At 37.4% G+C, this 24,721-nt stretch carries 13 protein-coding genes and 1 pseudogene; 4 read left to right on the forward strand and 10 right to left on the reverse strand.

Going from position 1 to position 24,721, the window contains the following annotated elements; genetic code table 11:
* The 4 genes and pseudogenes from prfC to trxA all read left to right on the forward strand — a co-directional run.
* A pseudogene (gene prfC, locus ACFIL3_RS01515) lies at nucleotides 1-587 on the forward strand (peptide chain release factor 3); the annotation flags it as partial.
* A gap of 386 nt (nucleotides 588-973) precedes the next feature.
* Complete coding sequence (addB, locus tag ACFIL3_RS01520) at nucleotides 974-4,096, forward strand: double-strand break repair protein AddB (protein ID WP_375681786.1); 3,123 nt, start codon at nucleotides 974-976, stop codon at nucleotides 4,094-4,096.
* Nucleotides 4,093-7,569, forward strand: a complete 3,477-nt coding sequence (gene addA, locus ACFIL3_RS01525; protein WP_375612786.1) for a double-strand break repair helicase AddA — start codon at nucleotides 4,093-4,095, stop codon at nucleotides 7,567-7,569. Before addB ends, addA begins: the two co-directional genes overlap by 4 nt.
* A 177-nt stretch (nucleotides 7,570-7,746) precedes the next feature.
* Nucleotides 7,747-8,070 (forward strand): thioredoxin, encoded by a 324-nt coding sequence (trxA, locus tag ACFIL3_RS01530; protein WP_273790200.1) that lies wholly within the window; start codon nucleotides 7,747-7,749, stop codon nucleotides 8,068-8,070.
* A 680-nt stretch (nucleotides 8,071-8,750) separates the two neighbouring features.
* Here trxA and tsaE read toward each other — a convergent pair.
* The 10 genes from tsaE to ubiE all read right to left on the reverse strand — a co-directional run bounded on the left by tsaE (nucleotide 8,751) and on the right by ubiE (nucleotide 24,627).
* The gene (gene tsaE, locus ACFIL3_RS01535; RefSeq protein ID WP_375612787.1) at nucleotides 8,751-9,221 is read right to left on the reverse strand and encodes a tRNA (adenosine(37)-N6)-threonylcarbamoyltransferase complex ATPase subunit type 1 TsaE; all 471 of its coding nucleotides are present in this window, start codon (nucleotides 9,219-9,221) and stop codon (nucleotides 8,751-8,753) included.
* Between the two features lie 51 nt (nucleotides 9,222-9,272).
* Nucleotides 9,273-11,738 (reverse strand): ATP-binding protein, encoded by a 2,466-nt coding sequence (locus tag ACFIL3_RS01540; protein WP_375628512.1) that lies wholly within the window; start codon nucleotides 11,736-11,738, stop codon nucleotides 9,273-9,275.
* A gap of 34 nt (nucleotides 11,739-11,772) precedes the next feature.
* Complete coding sequence (gene ahcY, locus ACFIL3_RS01545; RefSeq protein WP_375612789.1) at nucleotides 11,773-13,170, reverse strand: adenosylhomocysteinase; 1,398 nt, start codon at nucleotides 13,168-13,170, stop codon at nucleotides 11,773-11,775.
* Nucleotides 13,171-13,883: 713 nt separating this feature from the next.
* Nucleotides 13,884-14,882, reverse strand: a complete 999-nt coding sequence (locus ACFIL3_RS01550) for a complex I NDUFA9 subunit family protein (protein WP_375671718.1) — start codon at nucleotides 14,880-14,882, stop codon at nucleotides 13,884-13,886.
* Between the two features lie 44 nt (nucleotides 14,883-14,926).
* Nucleotides 14,927-16,246 carry a bifunctional folylpolyglutamate synthase/dihydrofolate synthase gene (locus ACFIL3_RS01555; RefSeq protein ID WP_375675477.1) on the reverse strand — a complete coding sequence of 440 codons (1,320 nt, stop codon included), beginning with the start codon at nucleotides 16,244-16,246 and terminating at the stop codon, nucleotides 14,927-14,929.
* Between the two features lie 4 nt (nucleotides 16,247-16,250).
* Nucleotides 16,251-17,171, reverse strand: coding sequence for an acetyl-CoA carboxylase, carboxyltransferase subunit beta (gene accD / locus ACFIL3_RS01560; RefSeq protein WP_375611366.1), 921 nt, complete (start codon nucleotides 17,169-17,171; stop codon nucleotides 16,251-16,253).
* Between the two features lie 986 nt (nucleotides 17,172-18,157).
* Entirely contained in the window at nucleotides 18,158-18,877 is a 720-nt protein-coding gene (locus ACFIL3_RS01565) for a sulfate transporter family protein (protein WP_375612793.1), read from the reverse strand.
* Nucleotides 18,878-20,765: 1,888 nt separating this feature from the next.
* Nucleotides 20,766-22,187 (reverse strand): bifunctional phosphopantothenoylcysteine decarboxylase/phosphopantothenate--cysteine ligase CoaBC, encoded by a 1,422-nt coding sequence (gene coaBC / locus ACFIL3_RS01570; protein ID WP_375668161.1) that lies wholly within the window; start codon nucleotides 22,185-22,187, stop codon nucleotides 20,766-20,768.
* Nucleotides 22,188-22,255: 68 nt separating this feature from the next.
* Nucleotides 22,256-23,842: a 2-polyprenylphenol 6-hydroxylase gene (gene ubiB / locus ACFIL3_RS01575; RefSeq protein WP_375611369.1), complete on the reverse strand. Its 1,587-nt coding sequence runs from the start codon at nucleotides 23,840-23,842 to the stop codon at nucleotides 22,256-22,258.
* Between the two features lie 2 nt (nucleotides 23,843-23,844).
* The gene (ubiE, locus tag ACFIL3_RS01580; RefSeq protein ID WP_375612796.1) at nucleotides 23,845-24,627 is read right to left on the reverse strand and encodes a bifunctional demethylmenaquinone methyltransferase/2-methoxy-6-polyprenyl-1,4-benzoquinol methylase UbiE; all 783 of its coding nucleotides are present in this window, start codon (nucleotides 24,625-24,627) and stop codon (nucleotides 23,845-23,847) included.
* Nucleotides 24,628-24,721: the final 94 nt, after the last annotated feature.

Genomic DNA, 24,721 nt, shown 5'->3' on the forward strand with positions numbered 1-24,721 from the left:
CGATGACACTTTCGGCTCCACAATTTTTCTTTGCGCGTTCGCGCCAAATTGCTGATCAAGCCTATGCTGGTGATATCGTAGGGATTCCTAATCATGGAACATTGCGTATTGGCGATACTTTGACGGAAGGAGAAGATATTCTTTTTAAGGGAGTACCAAATTTTGCACCAGAGATTTTGCGTCGTGTTTGTTTAGGCGATCCAATGAAAGCAAAAAAGCTCAAAGAAGCTTTGCAACAAATGGCTGAAGAAGGGGTTGTACAATTGTTTATTCCTGATGATGGGTCGCCTTCTCTCATTGGTGTTATTGGTGCTTTGCAAATTGATGTCTTAAAAGAACGATTAAAAATAGAATATTCTTTGCCAGTGAATTTTGAGTCTGCGCGCTTTAATTTATGCCGTTGGATTTCAGCGCAGAGCAAAGATGAGTTGCAAAAGTTTCTCAGCAATCACCGCTCTGCTATTGCGTATGATTTAGAAGGTGATCCAGTTTTTTTAGCGGAGAACCATTTTTCATTAAATTATGAAGCAGAAAGAGCTCCTAAAATAAAATTTTCTGCTTTTAAAGATTATCAAGTACGCTCTTAAAATAAAGAAGAATTTTTTATGTAACAATTTGGTTGATAATGATTTTTCATATTGAGTTGGGGATCTGAATATTGTTATTTTTTCTGAAAACAAAAGGAGTATGTAAAGAACACTTTCAGATTGCACTGTATAAAGAATACGGTAAATTTATTTTATAATATTCAATAAGTTATAATATATTTGTAATTGTAACGTCTTTTAAAATTTTGATATATTTTTTCACAATAGCTTAAGACAAGGTCATATATTTCAGTATTTTGAATGTCAGCTAAAAATCTCCTGTATAAATAGAGCTTTTCAGTTTTTTCTTGTATGAAAATTGTATACAGTCAAAATAAAGCAAATAATCAATAAGATGAAATTTGTTATTCCCAATATGAGATCATATGACTTATAAACCACGTGTCTTTTCTATATCTTCTGGAATGGCTTTTTTGCCTCACTTTGTTGAGGCACTGCTCTCCGGTACCCTTATTGATAATTTCGCTCCCAATGGAGACATTCAAACTGCCCTTGCCGATAGCCTTATTTATGTTCCGACACGTCGTGCTGCTCGCGCTTTACGTTTAGCCTTTGTTGAAAGAAGCGATACACAATCAACTTTCTTACCAACCATTCGTGCTCTAGGAGATGTCGATGAAGACAGTTTCCTTTTTGTTGAAAATCATACCAGCACTCTGAATCCACCCATTGGAAAAAGTGAACGCTTACTGCTTTTAGCGCGCCTTATTCGCCCATGGCGTGAAAATTTACCTGCGCATCTGCGTGCCATGTTTGGTACAGAAGATGTACTTATTCCGGCTCATAGTGCTGATGCAATTTGGCTTGCTCAGGATTTAGCGCATTTGATGGACGAAATTGAAACAGAAGGAGCAGATTGGTCGAAACTTAAAGATATTGCACCTGATATGGTCGCTGAATGGTGGCAAATAACGCTCGACTTTCTGACTATTGTTACGCAAAATTGGCCACAAATCTTGACCGAAAGGCAACGAAGCAATCCCGCGGAATGGCGTAATCAAGCACTCACAATGCATGCAGAGACTTTGCGATGCACGCAGCCTGATAAACCTATCATTGCTGCTGGTGTGTCAGGTTCTATGCCCGCAGTTTCTCATCTTTTAAAGGTTATAGCTTCTCTGCCCAAAGGGGCTGTTGTTCTTCCTGGCCTTGATCTTCATATGGATGAAGAACAATGGAATGCACTAAGCACAAGCAATAAAGAAAAAACAGCTTGTGATTTTTTTGATCCTGCAGAAAATGTTTTTAGCCATCCTCAATATCATTTAAAAAAACTTCTAACTCTCATAGAGTGTCAACGTCATCATGTTTGCGAAATTGGCCAACAAAGTATAACAAAGAAAAAACGAATGGCTCTTTTATCAGAAGCACTCCGACCTGCTTCTACAACAGATAAATGGATACAAATTATCCGTGATGATTATGAAAATCTTTGTGCAGATTGGTCATTTATTGAAGCTATAAATGAACGTGAAGAAGCTCTCGCTATAGCTGTTACCTTACGCAAAGCTATTGAAGAACCTCAAAAAACTGCAGCCCTTATTACAAATGACCGTAATTTAGCACGCCGTGTTGCTGTGGAATTACAGCGATTTGGAATTGAAGCAAATGATTCAGGCGGAATACCACTTGCACAAACATTGCCTGTAACTCTCTTACGACTTATCTTAGAAAATGTATTGCAACCTGATGATCCCATTGCTTTTCTTTCTCTTCTTAAACATCCCCTTACAACACTCCAACAAAATCGTCATCGTTTACGGGAAATGGCAGAAAATTTTGAACTTTTTGTTCTTCGAGGGAATACAGGGCGTATTAATCTTTGCGAATGTGATCAATTTCTTGAAAAATGGATTGAAACATCTTTTCATAATAGTTCTGAAAATAACACCCTTGATCAGCAGAAATGTGAAGAAGCACGTCTCTTTTGTCATCTTTTAAAAAAAGCTGTTGAGCCTTTAATGTCTCTTATGAAACAAGAGAAAGAATGCACCATCAATGAGGCTGCAATAGCAACTGTTGAGGTTTTTGAAAATTTTGGTCGCAATGAGGATAATTCTCTTGCACATCTTTATCAACATGAAGCAGGACAAGCCTTATCAAATTTTTTGCGTGAATTGGTCAGTGATCAATCGGGATTAACATTTCATCTTTGTGAATGGCCCGCTATGTTTTCTGCCATAATAGCAACCCGTTCCGTCGCACCTTCGCCTGGAGGACATCCACGTTTATTCATCTGGGGTACTTTGGAATCGCGTTTGCAAACGGTTGATACAGTGGTCATTGGTGGTCTTAATGAAGGATCATGGCCGATATCAACCCGAAATGATGCTTTTTTATCGCGACCGATGAAAATGATGTTAACTCTGGAACCACCAGAACAGCGTATTGGTCTTTCCGCGCATGATTTTCAATGGGCGATGGGAATGGATAAAGTGGTGATGAGCCGAGCACTACGAGTTGATCATGTTCCTTCTCTCCCTTCACGCTGGCTACAACGCTTAGAAACTGTCGTAGGACAACAAGTTTGGAAACAAATCCGTGCACGAGGTGAAAAGATACGCCATTGGGCAAAGATGCTTGACAATACGGACATGTCTGCTTGTGCAACACGCCCTTGCCCTGTGCCACCCATTGCAGTGCGTCCACGTCATTTTTCCATCACCGAAATAACAACGTTACGCCATGACCCTTATGCCATTTATGCTAAAAAAATCTTAAGGCTCAAACCACTTAAAGCCCTTATTCATGACCCTGGTGCTTCTGAACGCGGAACACTTTATCACGCTATTCTTGCAGATTTTTGCACACAAATAAAAAATCTAAATGCTGCAAATGCATTAGATGTGTTGCTCGCTATTGGACGTAAAGAATTTGATAAGTTTAATTTGCCTGCTGATGTTGAAACAATCTGGTGGAATACATTTGAAAATCTTGCTCCCTTTATTTTGCAATGGGAACAAAGTCTAGAACCCCGAATACGACATTCGGAAGTGGAATCGCAAAAAATACCCATAGGTACAACAGGGGTAACTCTTTCAGGACGTGCTGATCGTATTGATATATTGCCAAACAAAACGGTTGAAATACTTGATTTTAAAACGAGTACACCCCCTTCATCAAAACAGGTTCGCGAATTATTATTTCCACAATTAGCATTGGAAACCGCTCTATTAATGAGAGGAGCTTTTACAGATTTTCAAAATCTGTCCCCCTCAAAACTATTTTATATTCCTCTTAATGGAAAAGGTAAGATTACTCCTCAATTAATTCTTTCAGAAAAAGCGGAAAAAGATCACCAAAATGTTATTAATCTTGGTGAAAGGGCGTGGGAACATCTTATCGCGTTAATGGAGTATTATCAAAATCCACAACAAGGCTATCTTTCACACGCAGTCCCTATGTTAAAACAATATGAAAGTGACTATGATCATCTGGCACGCTTATGGGAATGGTCAAATGGATTTCATAAAGGAGATCAATCATGACTCTTTTTTCTATTCCTGAAGCAGCCCTTGATGCACAAGCAACAGCAACACATCCAAAAACACATGTATGGGTTTCTGCAAATGCAGGATCTGGAAAAACCCATGTTCTAACCGAACGCGTTATTCGTTTGCTTTTAAACGGTACTTCTCCAGCACGTATTTTATGCCTTACTTACACGAGAGCCGCCGCCGCTGTTATGCAATCGCGGATTTTTCGCACACTCTCCAGCTGGAATGAACTCGATGATGCACAGCTTAAAGAAATCTTATCGAAGTTTGAAAACAAACCTATCAGTGCAACAAAAATAACCTATGCGCGCCAACTCTTTGCTCGTGCTTTAGAAACACCTGGTGGTTTGAAAATACAGACTATTCACGCATTTTGCGAATCTCTCTTGCATCAATTTATGCTAGAAGCCAATATTGCTGGACATTTTGAACTTATAGATGATATCAACCGCAAGAAATTACTACAAGAAGCCCGCTGCCAACTTTTAAAGCATCATGATATACAACCCGCTCTAAAACAGCTGCTTAAGGTTATCAGTGAACATACTTTTAACCAATTGCTGTATGAAGCAGCTGAAAAGCAACATAAACTGTCTGATTTTTTGTCTTCTCTTCTGTCTGAAAATGGAGAAGAGAAATTGCGGGCGCTGTTTAATTTAGCACCTGATGATACAAATCAGCAATTACTAGAAAAAATTCAACAGACTGCTCGTCTTCCTCTTTATGCTCTTAACCATTGTGAAACCCATGGGAATAAAAACACTAAGAGTATCATTGAAAAACTTCCCCAATTAGAAACTGCTTGTGATGAAGAAACTATCATTGATATTGTTTCAAATATTTATTTTACAACAGAAGGTAAACCTCGTAATTTTGCACTTATATCGTCTAAAAAATCAGATGAAATTTGGCCTTTTATTCAACAATTGATTAAAGATAAACAAAGCAAGCTTTCTGTTCTTTTAGAAAAATATCACTGTGCAAAAGTTGCCACCCTCAATATGGCTGCTTTTCAGCTTTGTGCCCTTTATCTCAAAATTTATGCAAATTTAAAAAAAGCCAATGGTTTTTTAAACTTTGATGATCTCATTGAGCGCACACTCCATTTGTTACAGCGCAAAGGTGCAAGCCAATGGGTGCACTATAAACTTGATAAGGGTCTTGATCATATTTTGCTTGATGAAGCACAAGATACGAACCCTGATCAATGGAAAATTATTCAACTTTTAGCGCAAGAATTTTTTACAGGTCATAGTCAACGTGACAATATACGTACTCTTTTCGCTGTTGGAGATGAAAAACAGTCTATTTATTCCTTTCAGGGCGCTGCACCAGAAAATTTTGCTGCAAATGGCAAAATTATTCAAAAAAAAGCACAACAAGCAAAGCAGAAATTTGAAAAAATACAATTGAATTACTCTTTTCGCTCCACAGCCGATGTTCTTAAAAGTGTGGATCTTGTCTTTGAAACACCAGAGAATTATAAAGGGCTTTCAGCAGAAAATACAAAAACCATACACGAAGCTATCCGTACTCACAGTCCAGGTGAAGTTATTTTATGGGATGCCATTTCTAAAGAAAAAGACGAATTTCCTGATGATTGGCATGTAACTGTTGATCATTTAGATATACCAGCAGTACGTTTGGCAGAAAAAGTTGCTGAAACGATTGCAGGCTGGTTACACAAAGGAGAAATGCTTCCAGCAAAAGGGCGGTTATTGCGTGCTAGTGATATTATGGTTTTGGTTCGTAAGCGTGATCAATTTGCCCTAGCGCTTTCTCGTGCCCTTAAACAACGCAATATACCCGTCGCTGGTGCAGACCGTTTACAGCTTATAAAACATATGAGTGTGCGTGATTTAATGGCACTCGGACGTTTTGTTTTGCAACCACAAGACGATTTGTCTCTTGCTTGTGTTTTAAAAAGTCCACTCTTTGCGCTTAGCGAAGAGGAACTTTATCAACTTGCCGCTCACCGTACAGGCTCCCTTTGGAAAAGCCTTTGTGAACAGGCATCGTCGCATATTCCTTTTAAAGATACTTTTGAAAGCTTGAGTCAATATCGTACTTTAGTGGATAAAATACCAGTCTTCGAATTCTATAGTCATATCTTAAATGATGATAAGGGACGACAAAAAATTTTAGCGCGCTTAGGCTCGGAAGCCAATGATGTGCTTGATGCTTTTATGGACTACACACTCGCGATTCAAAAAACGGGGTTACCAGGATTACAAGCTTTTTTGGAAACATTAAGTGTCAGTGAACCAGAAATTAAACGTGAGTTTGACCAAAATCATGAAGAAATTCGCATCATGACTGTTCACGCCGCAAAAGGACTGGAGGCTGCTGTTGTATTTTTAGTTGATCCCGGTAGTGCGATTTGGCATCCCCAGCATTCACCTCACTTGCTTGAAGTTCCCTTGAACAATGCATATTTGAGTGACCAACAAGCTTTTATCTGGCGCCCTAATGCAGAATTCGATACAATGCCTTCTAAACAAGCAATTTTGCGTTTAAAAGAGCGTGCTGAAGAGGAGTATAGGCGCCTTCTTTATGTAGGAATGACACGCGCTGAAGATCGCTTGTTTGTTTGCGGGTATAAAGGTCCGAAAACGCCATCTCATACATGGTTACAACTGGTAAAGAGAGCTCTCGAACCACATGCGGTAGCTATAAAAGGTCCTGCGGAAGATATTGCAGCTTGGCGTTATTGCATTACACCGCCTTCTTCTACTTCTATAAACCAAAAAATTTCTTCCGTTGAGTGCCAAACACTTCCACCTCTACCAGACTTTTTCTCCCATAAAGTACCAGCAGAACCAGTGTTACCAAAACCGTTAAAACCGTCAGTGGCGAGCCTTTCCATTGAAGCTGATACAGAGCTGTCCTCAAGTCCAAAACAGCTTACCACTTCACCTGTTTTAGGAGCCATGAACACAAACAGAGCTTTTTCCATTGAATATGGTAATCTCGTTCACCGATTGTTACAGTATTTACCCGATTGTCCCCCACAAAAACGTCGAGATTATGCTCGAAACTATCTCAATATCAAAGCCTCTCATTGGCATGAGAGCCAAAGAGAAGATGCTCTTTGCCATATTTGGAAAATATTAGATCATGTTTATCTCAAACCCCTTTTCTCTGAGCATTCACGTGCTGAGGTCTCCTTAATGGGTATTGTGAAAATTCGTGGAAAAGAACAAGCAATCTCTGGTCAAATTGACCGTCTCTACATCACGCAAAACAGCGTTATCTTTGCAGATTTTAAAACAGGAACCCCGCCAGAAAATGAAGCTGCTATTGCTTCTCATCATTGGTTGCAAATGGCTCTTTATCGAAAGTTATTGCAAGCTATTCATCCCGATAAAGATATACAGGCTCTGCTTATCTACAGTAAAGAAGCCAAAATTTTTAAACTTCCTCCAGAAAAACTTGAGGCATTTCTTAGTGAAGTTGCCTTATAAGTTACTCTTTTCCTTGCAAAGCATTTTTACATTTTATTTACTTTCATAAAATCGCTCAAACAAACACAACGCACAATCCCTAGTGTAAAAAAGTCCTTTAATAATTTATCTTTGCAATAACTTGATATGAATTGTTATTATACCAATCTATAAAAGGTGAATATAAAGGATAAATCAATGACGTGTATAAAAGTTGATAAGGACAATTTCGAAAGTGAAGTTCTAACTTCTTCCACCCCTGTTGTGGTTGATTTTTGGGCAGAATGGTGTGGCCCTTGCAAAGTGATTGCTCCAATGTTGGATGAAATTTCAATAGAAATGCAAAATCAAGTTAAAATTGCTAAGGTAAATATTGATGAAAATCCGGAACTGGCTACCCAATACGGAGTACGTTCTATCCCTACATTATTAATGTTTAAAAATGGAAATATTTCATCGAATATGGTTGGCGCTACCTCTAAAGGACGTCTTTCTGAATGGATAAAAGATGGGCTTAGTTAATTCCACGTATAATTACTATAAAGGAGAGAAATTTTGTCTCTCCTTTTGACTTTTTTAAAATATTCTTTTTTGCATTATGTTATAATGAAAAGACAATAAAAATCAAAATTTTAAATGAATTTAAGAATTCGTGCTTTTATGCATGATTCAATTGGCCATTTTTTATAAAAAATTGCTTTGTATGAAGAATATATGCAATTCTTTCCTTATAGGCGCGTTAAAAATATTGGGTGAATGATAATTTCATTAAAGGTATTTCTTCTTAGATAAGACTATTGAGATAGATAGTGTTTTCAACACATAAAGGGAGATTTTAAGCAAAAACTTTGCAAATTACTTTTCTGAAGCTCACAATTTTTAAGCAGAAAGAGACAAGCAATTCACTACAGGTTATATAATGCTCTTCTAAAGGGTTATCACTTCAATTTAAAATTCTCTTATACTATTCTCTAAAATCAAAATTGTAGGTATCAGATTCTCTAAAATAAATTGATGAATTTCTATAAATTAACGGCTGTCCTTTGCAATTTATGTCATTGTTATATAAAAGAGTCATCATTTCGTTTCATCTTCCATGGTTGGTGCCTCCATGAAGCCTTCTTTATGTTGTCTATCATCTCAGATTTCATAGGTAGTACTGAGGTATTATCAAATTAAAAAATGATGATGTTCATGTTTTTTTAAAATGTACGAATTGTAAAAGACTGTTGCAAACATTCAATGGAATGTTGCGCTGATCTAACTGTTACATGACGCCCATGTTCTTTATAGTGTAAGGTGAGTGCAAAAGTGGCGAGTTCTAAAAGAGCTGTATTTCTTTCTGGCCATTCAACAAGTAAAATATTTTTCTCACGAGCTTCATGAAGCCCTAATTCATCAATTTCTTCTGCCATAGAAAGGCGATAAAGATCAGCATGAATAATTTCAAACTTTGGAAGTTGATAGCTTTGCACAAGAGTAAAAGTAGGGCTTGGAACATCCATAGTGTTATCGTTCGCAAGTGTTTGAATGATTGTACGTGCAATGGTTGATTTTCCAGTTCCAAGATCTCCTTGCAGCGTTACAAGATCTCCTGGCTTTAAAGAAAGAGCTAAATTTTGTGCAAAAAGCTTTGTTGCCTCTTCATTTTCAAGAAAAAAACTAAAATTCATTAAAAGTTCCATGAAATGGATGAAAAATTTTTGTTATCATAAAGGTTAAAATTAAAAAATCGTATCTCCTTTGGAGAGTGGGAAAAAACATTTAACTGTTGTTCCTTTTCCAGAACCGGTAAGAATTTCAACATGTCCACCGTGTAGTTCAACGAAACTTTTTACAAGGGAAAGGCCAAGACCCGCTCCCGCACGCCCACCATGGTGTGAATGGGAAGAAAAACGTTTAAAAATACGATCAAGAACGTCTTCTGGGATGTCAGAGCCCTGATTGTGAACGCTAAAGACAATGTTATCATCTTGTTCATCGACGCAAAATTCAATAGTACTCGCCTCCGTTGCAAAATTAATAGCATTACTCAGTACATTCACAAAAATTTGATGCAAGCGCTTTTCATCAGCAGAAATAGAATTTAAGGAAGGAGAAATTTGTTGTAAAAGCGTAATATGCCGTCCATTAAGGCGATCTTCTACACGTGCTACTGCTTGTATCATAGCATCTGCAATATTAACCGATTTTATGTCCAACTCCATAATGCCTGCATCAAGGGTAGCAAGATCAAGAATATCGTTAACAATATTTAAAAGAGTTCCTGATTCTGAATGAATATGCCCAAGATATTCTTGTTGACGTTTATTGATAGAGCCGAAAATTTGATCACGTAAAATATCCGAAAATCCAATAATATTGGTGAGAGGTGTACGCAATTCATAGGAAACATGTTGGACAAATTCATTACGCAAACGATCAGCACTTTCTAATGCTTCATTTCTTTCTTGAAGAGCACGTGCAACATGGACAGTATCTGTAACATTCACAAAAGTAAGCATTGTTTGTCCATCGGGAAGAGGAACCAGAGTATAGTCAATAATCATATCATTTTTAAGATCTATACGACCTGAATATGTTTCACGTTTTTCAGCAAAACCGGTAATGAATTTGGTAAATTGATCCCATTCTTGTCCTAAGGTTAAGGCTGAACAATGGCTTTGTAACTGTGTAATATGGGTCCCTTCTACCAGTAAATTATAAGGAAGAGACCACAATTTCGACAAGGCAGGATTCGATAAACGAAGGCGTCCATCAGTACCAAAAACAACCACGCCTTCGGAAAGTTTATCAAGTGTTTCACCTTGTATTTTAATAAGTGTATTATAACGGCGTTCAAGATCAATTTTTTCTGTAAGGTTTTCGTAAAGCCAAGTGACACCTCCTTGTGGATGAGGGTTCGAGATAACACGCACCGTACGCCCATCTGGAAGATTCCAAATTTGTTGGTTCGATTCTGTTTGTCGATAGGCTTTAAAAAGTTCTTCTTTCCATGCGCGCCAATCGGGGTGTTCAGCAATGAGCCCTTTTTCACGTAGACGTTCAAGAAATAATGTATGGCTTGGTTCACTTTCTAAAAAGGAAGTCTCCAACGGCCATAAAATTTTAAAAGCATGATTACAGAATTTTAATTTTTGGTTTGTATCAAAAATAGCTACAGCTGTTGAAATTTGGTCAAGTGTTTCACAATGGCTTTGAAGAACATAACTTAATTCATGAGCAAGATTTTCATATGCGCTGTCATCACGCGCAAAAGCTGCCATCCCTTCGGCTGTTGTAATACGTGTGAGATGAAAACGATGTCGTTCTCCATCAATAACTGTGTGAACATGTTCTTGAAAAATTGTTTCTATTTCATCTGTTTTGCGTTGTGTATTTTCATTGAAAAGATCCCCCACTTCATCACTGCCTTCACGAAAATCTGTCATTTCTCTAAAGGCGCGATTGATAAAACAAACTTTTCCTTCACAATCTTTTATCCATACGGGCTCTTGAATAAGATCAAGAAGATTACGCTGCATTCTCAGTTCAGTAAGAAGGCGGGCGATATCTTTCTGTAAACGAGCATTTTCACTCTGTTGTTTTGAGATATCTTGAAAACGAGCAATAGCGACTGTTCCTGCGATGACTCCTGTAACTTGTAGCGGTACATTGTTTGTGGTGGTGATAGAAAGATCAAAAGGGTGACATTTACAACGTAGTTGAGTCAATGCATAATCAAGTTCTCGCAGAGAATTTTCTTCAACCCAGAGCTCAAAACGCTGAAAATCTTTCTGGTCGATTCCTATTTTTTGCAATGCAGAAAGGGCACCAACGACACGGGGTAAGGTTGTTGGATTTTCCCAAATAAGAAGGAATTGCTCGGTTTCTTCCAGAAGCCATTCATAATATTTAAGTTTTTCAGAAAAATTTGCCTGAATTATCTTCAAAGGCTTCTGTGCAGTTTTTTTTGCACGCATAATAACAGCTAGGCACGTGAGAAGTGAAGCACAAGAAATTCCTCCACACAGCGCTAAAAGCAGCCATGGACCATTCGGCAAAGTGAAGAAAAATGGTAAATAACCTTCCAATGACTGAGCAAAAGCGCATGTTGGAGAAAAAAAGAAAAAAAGGCAAAATATATACGTATAGATTCGGATCTCTTTTTGAGCTTTTTCTTTGGGGTTATAGTCACCAAAGCTGAGCACGGCATCTTTCCCTTTTTTAACCCAAGGAAACGTATTAGTAACGATAATGGTTTGGTTTATAAGGTCCTTGTGGTGAGACTCCAATATAAGCGGCTTGTTCTTCTGATAAAACACTTAATTTTATTCCTAACCGATCCAGATGTAGACGTGCAACCTTTTCATCAAGATGTTTAGGCAAAACAGTGACTTCATTTGTATAGTGTTCTGAACGGGTAAAAAGTTCAATTTGCGCTAAAACTTGATTAGTAAACGAGGCTGACATGACAAAAGAAGGATGCCCAGTCGCATTCCCGAGGTTTAACAAACGCCCTTCAGAGAGCAAAATGATGCGTTTTCCATCGGGAAAGGTGATCATATCAACTTGTGGTTTAATATTTGTCCATGGCAAATTTCTAAGGGCAGCGACTTGGATTTCGTTATCAAAATGACCAATATTTCCAAGAATACACATATCCTTTACTTGTCGCATATGATCTAAACGAACAACATCTTTATTGCCTGTTGTCGTGATGATAATATCAGCACTGGAAGCAGCATCATCCAAATTAACAACTTCATAGCCATCCATAGCGGCTTGAAGAGCGCAAATAGGATCAATTTCTGTTATTTTAACACGAGCCCCAGCACCAGAAAGAGATGCTGCTGAACCTTTTCCTACATCACCATAACCACAGACAATGGCAGTTTTACCAGCGATCATCACATCTGTTCCACGTCGAATACCATCGACCAATGATTCTTTACATCCATATTTATTATCAAACTTTGATTTAGTGACGCTATCATTAACATTAATAGCAGGAAAAGGTAGAAGTCCTTCTTTTTGTAACTGATAAAGACGGTTTACACCTGTTGTGGTTTCTTCGCTTACACCTTTAATTGCCGCGCGCTGTCGTGTAAAAAAAACTGGCGTTGCATCCATACGCTTTTGTATTTGTTTGAAAAAAATTTCTTCTTCTTCTGTTTTGGGATGCGATAAAATATCTTTATTTTGTTCTGCACGACTTCCCATTAAAATATAGTTTGTGGCGTCAGCTCCATCATCTAAAATAAGATTGGAAGGATTACCATCTGGCCATTGGAAGATTGCATCTATATAAGTCCAATATTCTTCCAATGTTTCACCTTTAATGGCAAATACAGGAATGCCTGTTGCGGCGATAGCTGCTGCTGCATGGTCTTGCGTAGAAAAAATATTGCTAGAGCTCCATCGTATATCGGCGCCAATCGCTTTTAATGTTTCAATTAAAACAGCTGTCTGAATTGTCATGTGCAATGAGCCAGAAATACGCGCTCCGCGCAAAGGTTGGCTGGAAGAAAACTCCTTACGACAAGCCATCAAACCAGGCATTTCAGTTTCAGCAATATCAAGTTCTTTACGACCATAAGCGGCAAGTGCAATATCTTTGACAACAAAATCTTGAGCTGCCATTCTTCATTCCTTTAAAATAAGTTTTTCCAAGACGGTAGGAGAAATTAAAAAAAAATGCAAGACAAGAAGAGGACTTCTTTATGTGAAAAAGCTCTTTTAAAATCTCCATAAATTTGTGCAAAAAATATGCATTTATGGATCTGAATAGTGATATTACTGACAGAATAAGAGATCTTCATGATAAGTCTTATTATATAAACAAAATTCTATCCTTTTCACGTAACTTTAAAGCTTTTAAAAGTCTCCAGAGGGAATACCTTTTAAATAATAAAAATGGTGCATTGCTTTACAGTTTTTATATTGATTTTTATGGGATAATATCGAAAGTAGTATACTCGTATTCTACTCACTTATGCGGTTGTTGAAAAAGGAAGAATTACTTTAATCTCATTATTAAGCTTTTTAGCAAAATAATATAAATGCAAAGCCATAGATTATCATGTTTATGGATAGGCAGTTCAGAATCGGTTCTTTAGGATTCCAATGTTGAACCTGCTCTTTGATAAAGACAGTTTATAAGAAGTGCTTTTCTCCTGTTTTCAACGATTTTTATCAAAAGACTATAGATATACGATTAAACATTTTTTGTGATACTAAATGGAGCATTAAAAATGCAAAAACATCACTCTATTGAACACTCTGATTCTAAAACCGCTAACAACGCGCTATGAATTATAAATCAAATAATTAACTCAGTTTTGGAAGAATTTATTCTAGACGAGTAGATTTTGGGAAAATTGACCATGTGGACGAAATCGCCAGAGATAACTTGGCAAGAATGCTGCCATTGCTCTAGGAGTAACTCCTACTCCTTCTAGCGTATATCCATTCTCTATAGCTTCTTTAGAGACAATGTTATCCATTTGCAAAAAACGTATCTGATTGGCTGTTACGAGTGTTGGTACAAAAGGCAATTTACCGATTGTTCCCAAAATTCCTCCAATCAATAGACCGACAGAAAGAGGCATAGATAGGATTGTTTTTTTACGACGAATGATTTTAAGTATATTTTCAAGAGCATTTTGGAGGGTGATAATCTGGGGACCACCAAGATCATAATTTTTTCCCCAAGCAACCTGTCCATCTAAAGCGCGCACGATAAACTCAGCAACGTCACCAACATACACGGGTTGCAATTTGCTTTGTCCACCTCCAAAAAGAGGCATAATTGGTAAAAAACGTGACAAATCTGCTAAGGTGTTAAAGAAACAATCCTCTGGTCCAAAGATAACGGATGGACGGATAATAATTGCTTGAAGATGCTTGTTATGAATGATTTGTTCACCCATAAACTTAACACGTGCATAAAGACATGAAGCATTCTCGTTAGCCACAAGTGTTGACATATAGATGAGCGGAATACCAGTTTCTGCTGTTAATTCAGCAACATTGTAAACACCATCAATTTGTGTGTTTTTAAAATTCGATTGATTTGCTTGTTTTAAGCTACCGGGTAAAAACACTGCCGCATCAGCTCCAAGCAATGCGCGTGCAACAGAGGCACGATGCTTGATATCTGTTTTAAGCATTTGGGTTTGTCCTACTTCTCCTATTTGGAGCATATAATAAGCTTTTTGTGGACAACGAACAGCGATGCGAACGCGATATCCCCGCTTAGTCAAAGTTTCAACGACATGTCGTCCTACAAAACCGGATCCGCCAAAAACAGTAATGAGTTTAGGATGTTGATAAAGTGCACAATCAAGTTGCATGATTAAAAAGTCTATCTTTCAAAGCTTTAAAAATAGTTAATTATCTAGCACGGTGGTGTTTTATTGTCACGCAAAATATCACCCGCAAGATAAAGAGAACCACTAATAAGGACAATAGCCTCTTTATATTCCATTTTAATTTTATGCAAAGCATCTTGTAGGTGCGCTTTTGGGGCAGCAGGGATTCCTACTTTTTGGGCTGATTCAGCTAAGTCTGTTGGAGAGATACTGGCATTATTGTCAAGCAGCGGTATCGTATATACTTTATCGACAAGGTTAGCTAAAGGACGAAAATAACCGACAGCATCTTTGGTATTAAGCATGCCAGCAATCATAATAATGGGGCGATCTGTTTTTTTTCTCCATTGTGTAAGTTCTGCCGCAATAACTTTTCCTGCAGCAGGATTGTGACCACCATCTAACCATAAATCAATATCAGGAGATAGTTGATCAACCAAAAGTCCTTGGGTAAGATGCTGCATTCGTGCGGGCCAATAAATATTTTTTAAAGCGTCATTTATGGTTTGTTCTGAAAGTTGAAAACCCGCTTGATAAACTGCTTCAAGAGATGCACCAGCATTGGCAACTTGGTGGTCTCCAATAAGGTTAGGAAGGGGAAGATCCATGAGACCTTGATTGTTTTGAAAAACCATACGTCCATGTTCTTTATAACTTTGATAATCTTGATCAAAGAGAGCATAAAATGCTTTATTTTTATTAGCAAGGGGTATTAAAGTAGCAAGAGTTTCTTCATAATTTTGCTTCCCAATGACTACAGGAACGTTTGGTTTGATAATCCCTCCTTTTTGAAAAGCGATTTGAGCAATTGTATTTCCAAGAAAGCTCTCATGATCATAATCAATGGGCATAATAAGCGATACAGCTGGTTTGTTAACGACATTGGTAGCATCAAAACGTCCTCCCAATCCAACTTCTAAAATGACAACATCAGCTGGATGTATACTAAACAACATAAAGGCAGCGGCTGTAAAAATTTCAAAAATAGTAATCGGCTCTTGACGATTTACTTTTATAATTTCACGGATTGTCTCAGCCAATTGGTTTTCTGTAACAAGTTGACCACCTCCTTTTTGACCTAACCGGCAGCGTTCATTCCAGTTGACGAGATGAGGTGAGCTATAAACATGAACGCGGTATCCTGCACTTTCCAAAAGAGCACGGCAAATTGCTGAAGCAGATCCTTTGCCATTTGTTCCAGCGATGTGAATAACAGGGGCAAGTTTTAAATGTGGGTTACCAAGACGCTCTAAAAGGTGAACAATACGCTCTAAAGAAAGATCAAATTTTTTCGGATAATTTTTTAGTAAATCATCCACCACCCTTTGTATTTGACTTTGTTGCATAAACTTAAGCTGCTTTTGTCCTAGAAAGCGATGTTTGAGAGTCTGTTGGGGATGGATCGGAAGGGTTAAAAACAGCAGGGCGTTTCATCATCAAGCGTAAAATACGCGCAATTGTTGTTTTCATTTCTAAACGCGATACAACCATATCAATCATACCATGTTCAAGCAGATATTCACTACTTTGAAAACCTTCTGGTAGGGTTTCGCGTATAGTTTGTTGAATCACACGTGGACCAGCAAAACCAATCATAGCGCCAGGCTCGGCAATGTGAATATCACCAAGCATGGCGTAAGAAGCAGTAACACCACCGGTGGTTGGATTAGTCAGCACAACAATATAGGGAAGCTTTGCTTCTTTCAACATTTCAATCGCTACTGTTGTACGGGGCATTTGCATCAACGAGAGTGTTCCTTCTTGCATGCGTGCACCACCAGAAGCAGCAAAAAGAACCAGCGGACGCCTTTCAGCAATGGCAGTATCAAAAGCTTTGATAATAGCTTCTCCTGAAGCCATACCAAGTGATCCACCCATAAAGGCGAAATCTTGAACAGTTGCAATAATTGGCAAACCCTCAATCGTACCACGTGCACTTAAAATATTGTCATCAACCCCAAGTTTAGAACGATAATCTTTTAACCGGTCAATATAGCGTTTTTCGTCACGAAATTTTAAAGGATCTGTTACAACTTTTGGATTTTCAAGAGCTGTATAAACACCATCATCAAAAAAATGCATGAGACGATTTTTAGCACTGATACGCATATGATGACCAGAATTGGGAGCTACAAATTGATTAGCTTCCAGATCTTTATGGAAGACCATTTCACCACTGGTAGGATCTTTAATCCATAGATTTTCTGGAATTTCACGGCGCCCCAATATAGAGTTAATTTTAGGACGAACATAATTTGTAATCCAGTTCATCTTTATAACCTTCCTTTAAATATTGTGCATCTTTTGCATGATTTGAAAGAATATAGAACTTAAGCAGTCACATTTGCTTTACCGGTTGAACAAAGGAGTCTATTTAATACTTTTATCAGTGTACGTATAGCTTGTTTTTTAATTTTTAATTTTTCCCATATTATAACAATCATATGCATCATGAAGAGTATTCCCTATAATAAATTTCTCATAAGTTTTAAGAACTTACATGTTTGTATTTTTTACTTTGGTGTTAAAATTTACTCCTTGCGATGGTTAACAAACGCCTTATTTTTTAATAAAAATGAATATCCAATTAATCATTCGTATCAACAGTTTTGAAGAAAAGAAACCTTATAGTATAAGGCGCTAACAAGGCTAAAATAATCCATTAAAGATAATGAATACAATAACGCTATATTAGCGAAACGCTAACATCAGAGCAAGATTTTTTTCAAAAGGTTTCTTTAAAGCGCACGCTTTTTACAATTAAAATAGAATACGCTCAAAATACCATTATATTACTCATTTACGTGCTTGTTTTACACAGATATCTTTCAATAATTTCCAAAACTCTCTTATGAAGAATATACACTCTCCATGAATGGTATAAAAGACATTATGCTATCCGTTTTTACTGAAATAGAAGGTACAAAGCGGCACCATCATACTCTTTTTCAGTTTTCAATGCGACGATAATGTTTGCATTAAGAGGATTCATATAAAGATATTTCACGCCTTTTTGAAAGTACTTTTATCCGCACACCACCTCCGTTTATGACATTTCAACAAACGATTTCAATTGATCCAATATGAATAGGATTAAAATGAGAAACCCTCATAATATTTAGGTTTTTCACTCATGTTGTGAAACGATAAGTTATCATTATAAATCAATATATTGCTTTAATAAAAGATAAAGCATAAAATTTTATATTATGCTTTCTTTGGCTGGCAAGTTTTATTAACCTTAAAGTCAAGGAACACTATTTTTGTGTAATGCGTGCTATGGTCTTTTGGGAAAGCATTTTGTGTAAATGTGTCATAAAGGCGGCGGCAAAAAGCGGTGTTGCTAGATTAATAATAGGAATCGAAACAAAAATCGCTATCAATAATCCTGCGCCAAAAACTGTTGTGTAATGAGTATGTAAAAAAGCACGCGCATTTTGCTCTGTTCGAAAACGGTAAGCCGCAAACAAGAAATATTCATGACCGAGCAAATAACCATTAATAAGATAAAAAGCAATTAAATTAATACCTGGTATGAAGAATAAAATAAAAGCAATTCCATTACCAAGAAGGCTTAAAATAACAAATTTAAAGGAAATGATAAGAGAACGCTGAAACGGCAAGGCTTGTCCAATAGGCTCGTTTGGGTAATCCTCCTTTTCAATGATTTCAGCAGCAGAGTCAATGAAAAAACCACCAATCATAGCTGTGATGGGTGCAATCAAAAAAGCCAACAAAAGAGCCAACCCAAGATTAAAGATGATAAGCATGCTAAAACCAATCCATCCCGCCCAACTAGGGAGTCCAGGAAGAAATTGAGCAATCCAGGGCCAAAAGTAAGACACAAAAAGTTGGTGCACACATAACCATAAAATGGTGAGAATGAAAAAAGTAACCCCCAATGCTTTCAGTATCATAATACGATATTGCGAGGTCAGAAGACGTTGTAAAGCACGATAAGCAGCAGTAAAAATCATAGATTAATAAACTAAGGAAAGAAGCAAAAAAAACAAGAAATATATTTAAAGTATGTACAGTGTAATTTTTTCTTTCTTTGAATTACAAGATTTTTTTCAAGAACATTATAAAAAACGGTTAAGGTTTCTTTGTTAAAAATAAAGTTTGAATAAATAGAAATTTTGATTTTTAAAAACAAAGAAGAATTTAAAAAGTAGCTGTTGTAGAAGAAATTTTTAGTATTTTTGTACATAGTGTAGATTATTGCGTTTATATGATATATGTAAAAAATTAAGGAATAAGAACTATTTGGGAGAAAAGTTGTTTATTTCTATTTATTCAGTAGAGTTATCTAACTTCGTTTATCTAAATGTTTAATTGTTTTGCACAATTCCTAAAATTCTGTACTTTTCTACTATTTGGCGGCATGCTTTTGCCTCTCACTTTCAAAAAAATATTGAGTTCAATGGAATAGGGGTAACGTAGTAGCTCCGTAGATATTCTAATTTTGGGCAACAGAATGATTAATATGATAGAAGTGGAAAAAATAAGCTTAGGCGATTGACTGTCAGATCCCATAGAAGAGCAGTTTTTTGAGAAGAAGCAAAGAAAGGGAGATGTCACTGATGCTTAAAAATGATGAGATTTTGAATTTTAAAAGCCATAAGTGCAATGAAGTAAGAATTCATTGAAGCACTTTTCATACAAGTGGTTCACTGTATCAAATAATTTTTAGATAATAACACCACTAATTTATCGAAGAGAATTGATCATTTTCAACTTGAATAAAATCCCAAATATAGAAATATTCTTTAATTTCAAAGACTCTATTCAACATCAAAAAATTATTTACGTACACATTATAGGCGAGACCAATGTATGGATACAAAGCTTTCGATAAAGGAATAAAAATGCTTCTCATGAAACATCACAATGTGAAGATATCATGGATAAAATTCTAGTCTTTGTGGTCTTGGTATTCTGGAGAGAGGACACAGACATTTAATCTTAAAGACCGATCACTGAGGAAAATAATAAAGGCTTCAGTTTCATAAACTTATAGACAGTGGTACAATGAATTTTGTCTACATTCTTTATGAGCGTCAGCATGAAGTATGCTTAAAATTGCATTGAGATGTTATAATATCATTGATTTATACATTATTTTTCATAGCGAATAAGAGCTCAAAATAAAGTTGTCATATTTTCTCATTAGCTGCTCTCATCATGAAACAATCAAAATCATTTATTTGCATATCATAAATATGACCAATATGTGGATAAAAACATTGAAGAAAGAAAATGCTTTTTATAAATTTTATCCATTACAAGAGCTTTGTCAAAATTGATGGTAGCCAAAGTGAATGATAGCTTGTTTTTTTATAAGCTGGCGAGACAGTGGTGCAATAGATCCTGCTTTTATGAAGGCTAGGGTGAGATAGGATTTTTTAAAAAAACATTTCCCAACGGCTCATCACACCCATTTCGCAACAGCGTTTGTGAATGGTATATGGGTAAAGCTCTCGTGAATAATATAAAACTTATAGGGCATCACTAACTTTACGCTTAATAAAAAGAGCACGTTGGCACCATCATCCTCAGTGTTGTCCGAGACAAGCCCTTGGTTCTTGAGACGGTCCATTATAAGCGCTTTTAGTTCTTTCTGAAACGTTTTGTATTCATACAGTTATCCTTGTTTACAACGTGCAAGAAAATGATTTTTATTGATTCAACATGAGAGAGATTAGGAATGAGAGAATCTTATGATATCTGGGATTCTAATTTAATATGAACAATGCGATATTATCATTATAAACCAGAAATATTATATACTAATTGAGATGGATAGACACATATTGTCAGTTCTATTTTATAAGGTGTTTTAATATCAACGCGTTTGAAGAGTTCTTATTTGCAAAGGGGTATATTTTCCTCATGAGGAGTAGGTGTTTTGGGGGCAAAAAATGATACAATCACGTTTGCTAATTTTTGCGCTACGTGTTGTTTACTCATATGGGGCCATTGTTCAACTTTTTTTCTACTTACGAGATAAACTTGATTTGTATCAGCACCCATGACACTTGTACCATCTAGTTGAAGAGAAATATCATTAGCAAGAATGAAATCAGCTCCTTTTTCAACACATTTTTTTTGCGCATTGGCAATGATATCACATGTTTCAGCAGCAAAACCAATGACCAATGAGGGGCGGTTTGGAGCGTGTCCAATCGTTGCTAAAATGTCAGGATTTTCAACCATATGAAGGGATGGTGGTATTTTATGAGCATTCTTTTTAATTTTGTGTAAAGACTGCGTTTGACTGCGCCAGTCACAAACAGCGGCAACAAAGATAGCACCATCAGCAGGCAATGCGGTTTGAACGGCTTGTAACATCTGTTGTGCTGTTTCAACATGGATGGTTTTTACTTCTTGTGGGTCTGCAAGATTAACAGGTCCACAAATAAGTGTTACTTTTGCACCCAAATGCGCAAGAGCGGTTGCGATGGCATGGCCTTGTTTACCTGAAGACCGATTAGCAATATAACGCACTGGATCAATTGGTTCATGGGTAGGGCCAGAGGTAACGATGAAATGGCGGCCAAAGAGAGGTTTTTCATGCACATTCAAAAGATTCTCTATAGCAGCGATAATAGTTAAAGGTTCGCTCATACGTCCATATCCAATCTCGTCACGTTCAGCCATCTTTCCGATTTCTGGTCCGATGATATGAACGCCATCTGCGTGCAATTGTGCAACATTACGAATAGTTGCTGGATGCACCCACATGGACGGATTCATGGCGGGTGCAATCAAGAGTGGACAGCGTGCTGCTAAAAGGACACAATCAGCCAGATCATCTCCTATGCCATTGGCTATTTTTGCAATGCGGTTGGCTGTAGCAGGAGCTAAAATAATCAGGTCAGCATCACGTGCTAATCGGATATGTCCGATATCGTGTTCTTCTTCACGTGAAAATAAATCAGTATATACAGTACCACCGCTTAAAGCTTCAGCGGCTAAAGGCGTAATAAACTTTTGCGCTGCTTTTGTCATCACAACTTTTAAATGTGCTCCACGTTCTTGTAAACGGCGAATCAAATCAAGGGCTTTATAGGATGCAATACTTCCACCAATAATAAGAAGGAGAGATTTTGATTTCAATGATTGCACTTCAACAGCACTAGTATGAAGGGGTTGTGTGGTGAGAGGAGTGGGATTGCTTAAAAGGCGTCGAACTTCTTCTTCCATAGAAATACCATTTTGCGCGGCGCGTATGCGTAAAGCTTCTTTGGTTTCAGGAGACAGGTTACGAATGGTAATACTGGCCATAAAATACCTCCAAGAAATAAAATGATTGCAATGATTTCATTGTTGATATTTTTAGCATATTAAGGAGATTAGAAAAGGTGAAAAAAGTAAAAAGTAAGACAAGCGCAACAAAGTGCAATGATGAAAAGACTATAACGACCATAACGGTTTCTGTGACTTTGTTCTACAGCAAGTTGTTTGAGGGTAGCAGGAGAAAGATTAAAACCTGTTTTTCTCATTTGATTGAAATCTTCTTCTATTTGTTGGAAATTTTGAACCAATTGTGGTGTTTTGCGTGCCAGCGAAAGGAGAGCTTGTGCTCCTTCACTAAAGTCTTTTACAACGCCTACGGGTCCTAAATTTTTACTAATCCATTCTTTGACAATGGGTTCAGAAGCTTTCCACATATTAAAAGTGGGGTCTAATGTGCGGGCAACACCTTCCACGACAACCATCGTTTTTTGCAGCAATAAAAGTTCAGGTCGCGTTTGCATGTCAAATAATTCAGTGACTTCAAACAATAAAGTGAGCAATTTAGCCATGGAAATGCTTTGTGCTGATTGTCCGTGAATTGGTTCGCCAATAGCGCGGTTGGCTTGCGCAAAGCTTTCGATATTATGGTGTGAAGGAACATAGCCGGCCTCAAAATGGGCACGTGCAACTCGATGGTAATCGCGGGTAATAAAGCCGTAAAGAATTTCAGCAAGGAAATGCTTTTCTTTTTTGCCAAGCCTTCCTGTAATGCCTAGATCAACAGCAACAATACATCCTTTTTCATCTACAAATAAATTACCAGGATGCATATCGGCGTGAAAAAAACCATCACGCAGTGTATGACGAAGAAAAGATTGAATAAGCGTAATAGCAAGCGCCTTCAAATCAAATCCTGCTTCTTTGAGTTTGGAAGTTTCGGATATTCTTATACCATCAATCCATTCCATTGTAAGAACATTACGTCCTGTCCGTTCCCAGTCAATACGTGGAACCCGAAAGCCTGTATCATGTTGAATATTTTCAGCCATTTCAGATATAGCTGCTGCTTCTAAGCGTAAATCCATTTCAAGTCGTGTTGTTTGTGCTAAAGTATCCACCACACAAACAGGACGAAGCCTTCGAGAGGCAGGGATATAGCGCTCTTGTAAATGAGCAATGAGATAGAATCCTCTAAGATCTTTAGAAAAACGTGCTCTGATATTGGGACGAATAACTTTTACAGCACATTTTTTCTTATGGCCAGTTTCATCACTGTATTCAGCTGGATGAACTTGAGCAATAGAAGCGGCGGCAATGGGGGGATAAAAATTTACGAATAAATCATCAATAGAGCGACCAAGAGAACTTTCAATTTGAGCAATAGCGGCAGTGCAAGAAAATGTTTGGACACGATCTTGTAGCTGTGACAAATCTTCCGCAATATCACGCCCAACAATATCAGGTCTTGTGGCAAGAAATTGACCAAGTTTTATGTAAGAGGGTCCAAGCTTATTAATGGCATATGAAATATTTTCAGATCGCTGTTTCTTTTTTGTTTTGCGTCGTGCTAATGCACTCGCTATACGATGACATAGCGCTGGAAATCCTTGAAGATCATCATGAGGAAGAGCACTTAAAACACCTTCACGTGTTAAAACCCATCCTGCACGCATCAATTGAAAGTAAGGGGAAATTTGCACCATTTTTAAATTTTCCAACCTGAATGCAGCGCTGCAATCGCACCGGTGAGATTGCGGTACGATACCCGCGAAAACCCCGCATGCTTGATCATATGGGAAAAATCATCTTGCTTAGGAAATTTGCGGATAGATTCAACCAAATAACGATAAGCATCGCCATCATTTGCGATAAATTGACCTAGCTTAGGGATAGCATGGAAAGACCAAAGATCATAAATTTTATCGAGCCAAGGCATCTCGACATTTGAAAATTCTAAACATAAGAAACGTCCACCGAGCTTTAAAACACGAAAAGCTTCTCTAAGAGCTTGATCAATATGAGGAACATTGCGAATTCCAAAAGCAATCGTGTAAGCGTCAAAGCTTTGATCTTCAAAAGGTAGATTTTCTGCATTGGCTTCAACAAAATCAATCAGAGGGGCAAGACCATTTTTTTGTGCGCGTTTTTTGCCAACGCTGAGCATTGAGCCATTAATATCAAGCACTGTAGCATGGGCTTTTTGGCGTGAAGCATTAAGAATACGAAAAGCAATATCACCTGTACCGCCAGCGACATCAAGAACTTTCCAATGAGAAAGTGCTGGTGGGGAAAGCCAAGCAATCATGGAATTTTTCCACACACGGTGTAGCCCTAAGGATAAGATATCATTCATCTTGTCATAATTTTCAGCAACAGAATGAAACACACCATCCACCATGGATTGTTTTTGTGTTTCATCTACTATTGTAAAACCAAAAGAGTGCTCCATGCCACCCTTGGTTCCTACACGTTCTGTTTCAATTGCCATGTATATGATCTTCCTTATTTTTCTTTTATCGTAAATGAAATAGAGAGGGAATGTTCAACTACGAAAAAACAACGTATAAAACTACGACGTTTAC

The sequence above is a fragment of the Bartonella sp. CE47NXGY genome (assembly GCF_042195415.1).
Taxonomy (GTDB): domain Bacteria; phylum Pseudomonadota; class Alphaproteobacteria; order Rhizobiales; family Rhizobiaceae; genus Bartonella.

What these genes read in the sequence shown, in the direction of transcription:
- ACFIL3_RS01555 (WP_375675477.1), bottom strand. Translation starts at nt 16,246, where the DNA reads ATGCAACAAAGTCAAATACAAAGGGTGGTGGATGATTTACTAAAAAAT.
- ACFIL3_RS01550 (WP_375671718.1), bottom strand. Translation starts at nt 14,882, where the DNA reads ATGCAACTTGATTGTGCACTTTATCAACATCCTAAACTCATTACTGTT.
- addB (WP_375681786.1), top strand. Translation starts at nt 974, where the DNA reads ATGACTTATAAACCACGTGTCTTTTCTATATCTTCTGGAATGGCTTTT.
- ubiB (WP_375611369.1), bottom strand. Translation starts at nt 23,842, where the DNA reads ATGGTGCAAATTTCCCCTTACTTTCAATTGATGCGTGCAGGATGGGTT.
- coaBC (WP_375668161.1), bottom strand. Translation starts at nt 22,187, where the DNA reads ATGGCCAGTATTACCATTCGTAACCTGTCTCCTGAAACCAAAGAAGCT.
- ACFIL3_RS01565 (WP_375612793.1), bottom strand. Translation starts at nt 18,877, where the DNA reads ATGATTTTTACTGCTGCTTATCGTGCTTTACAACGTCTTCTGACCTCG.
- accD (WP_375611366.1), bottom strand. Translation starts at nt 17,171, where the DNA reads ATGAACTGGATTACAAATTATGTTCGTCCTAAAATTAACTCTATATTG.
- trxA (WP_273790200.1), top strand. Translation starts at nt 7,747, where the DNA reads ATGACGTGTATAAAAGTTGATAAGGACAATTTCGAAAGTGAAGTTCTA.
- tsaE (WP_375612787.1), bottom strand. Translation starts at nt 9,221, where the DNA reads ATGAATTTTAGTTTTTTTCTTGAAAATGAAGAGGCAACAAAGCTTTTT.
- ahcY (WP_375612789.1), bottom strand. Translation starts at nt 13,170, where the DNA reads ATGGCAGCTCAAGATTTTGTTGTCAAAGATATTGCACTTGCCGCTTAT.
- ubiE (WP_375612796.1), bottom strand. Translation starts at nt 24,627, where the DNA reads ATGGCAATTGAAACAGAACGTGTAGGAACCAAGGGTGGCATGGAGCAC.
- addA (WP_375612786.1), top strand. Translation starts at nt 4,093, where the DNA reads ATGACTCTTTTTTCTATTCCTGAAGCAGCCCTTGATGCACAAGCAACA.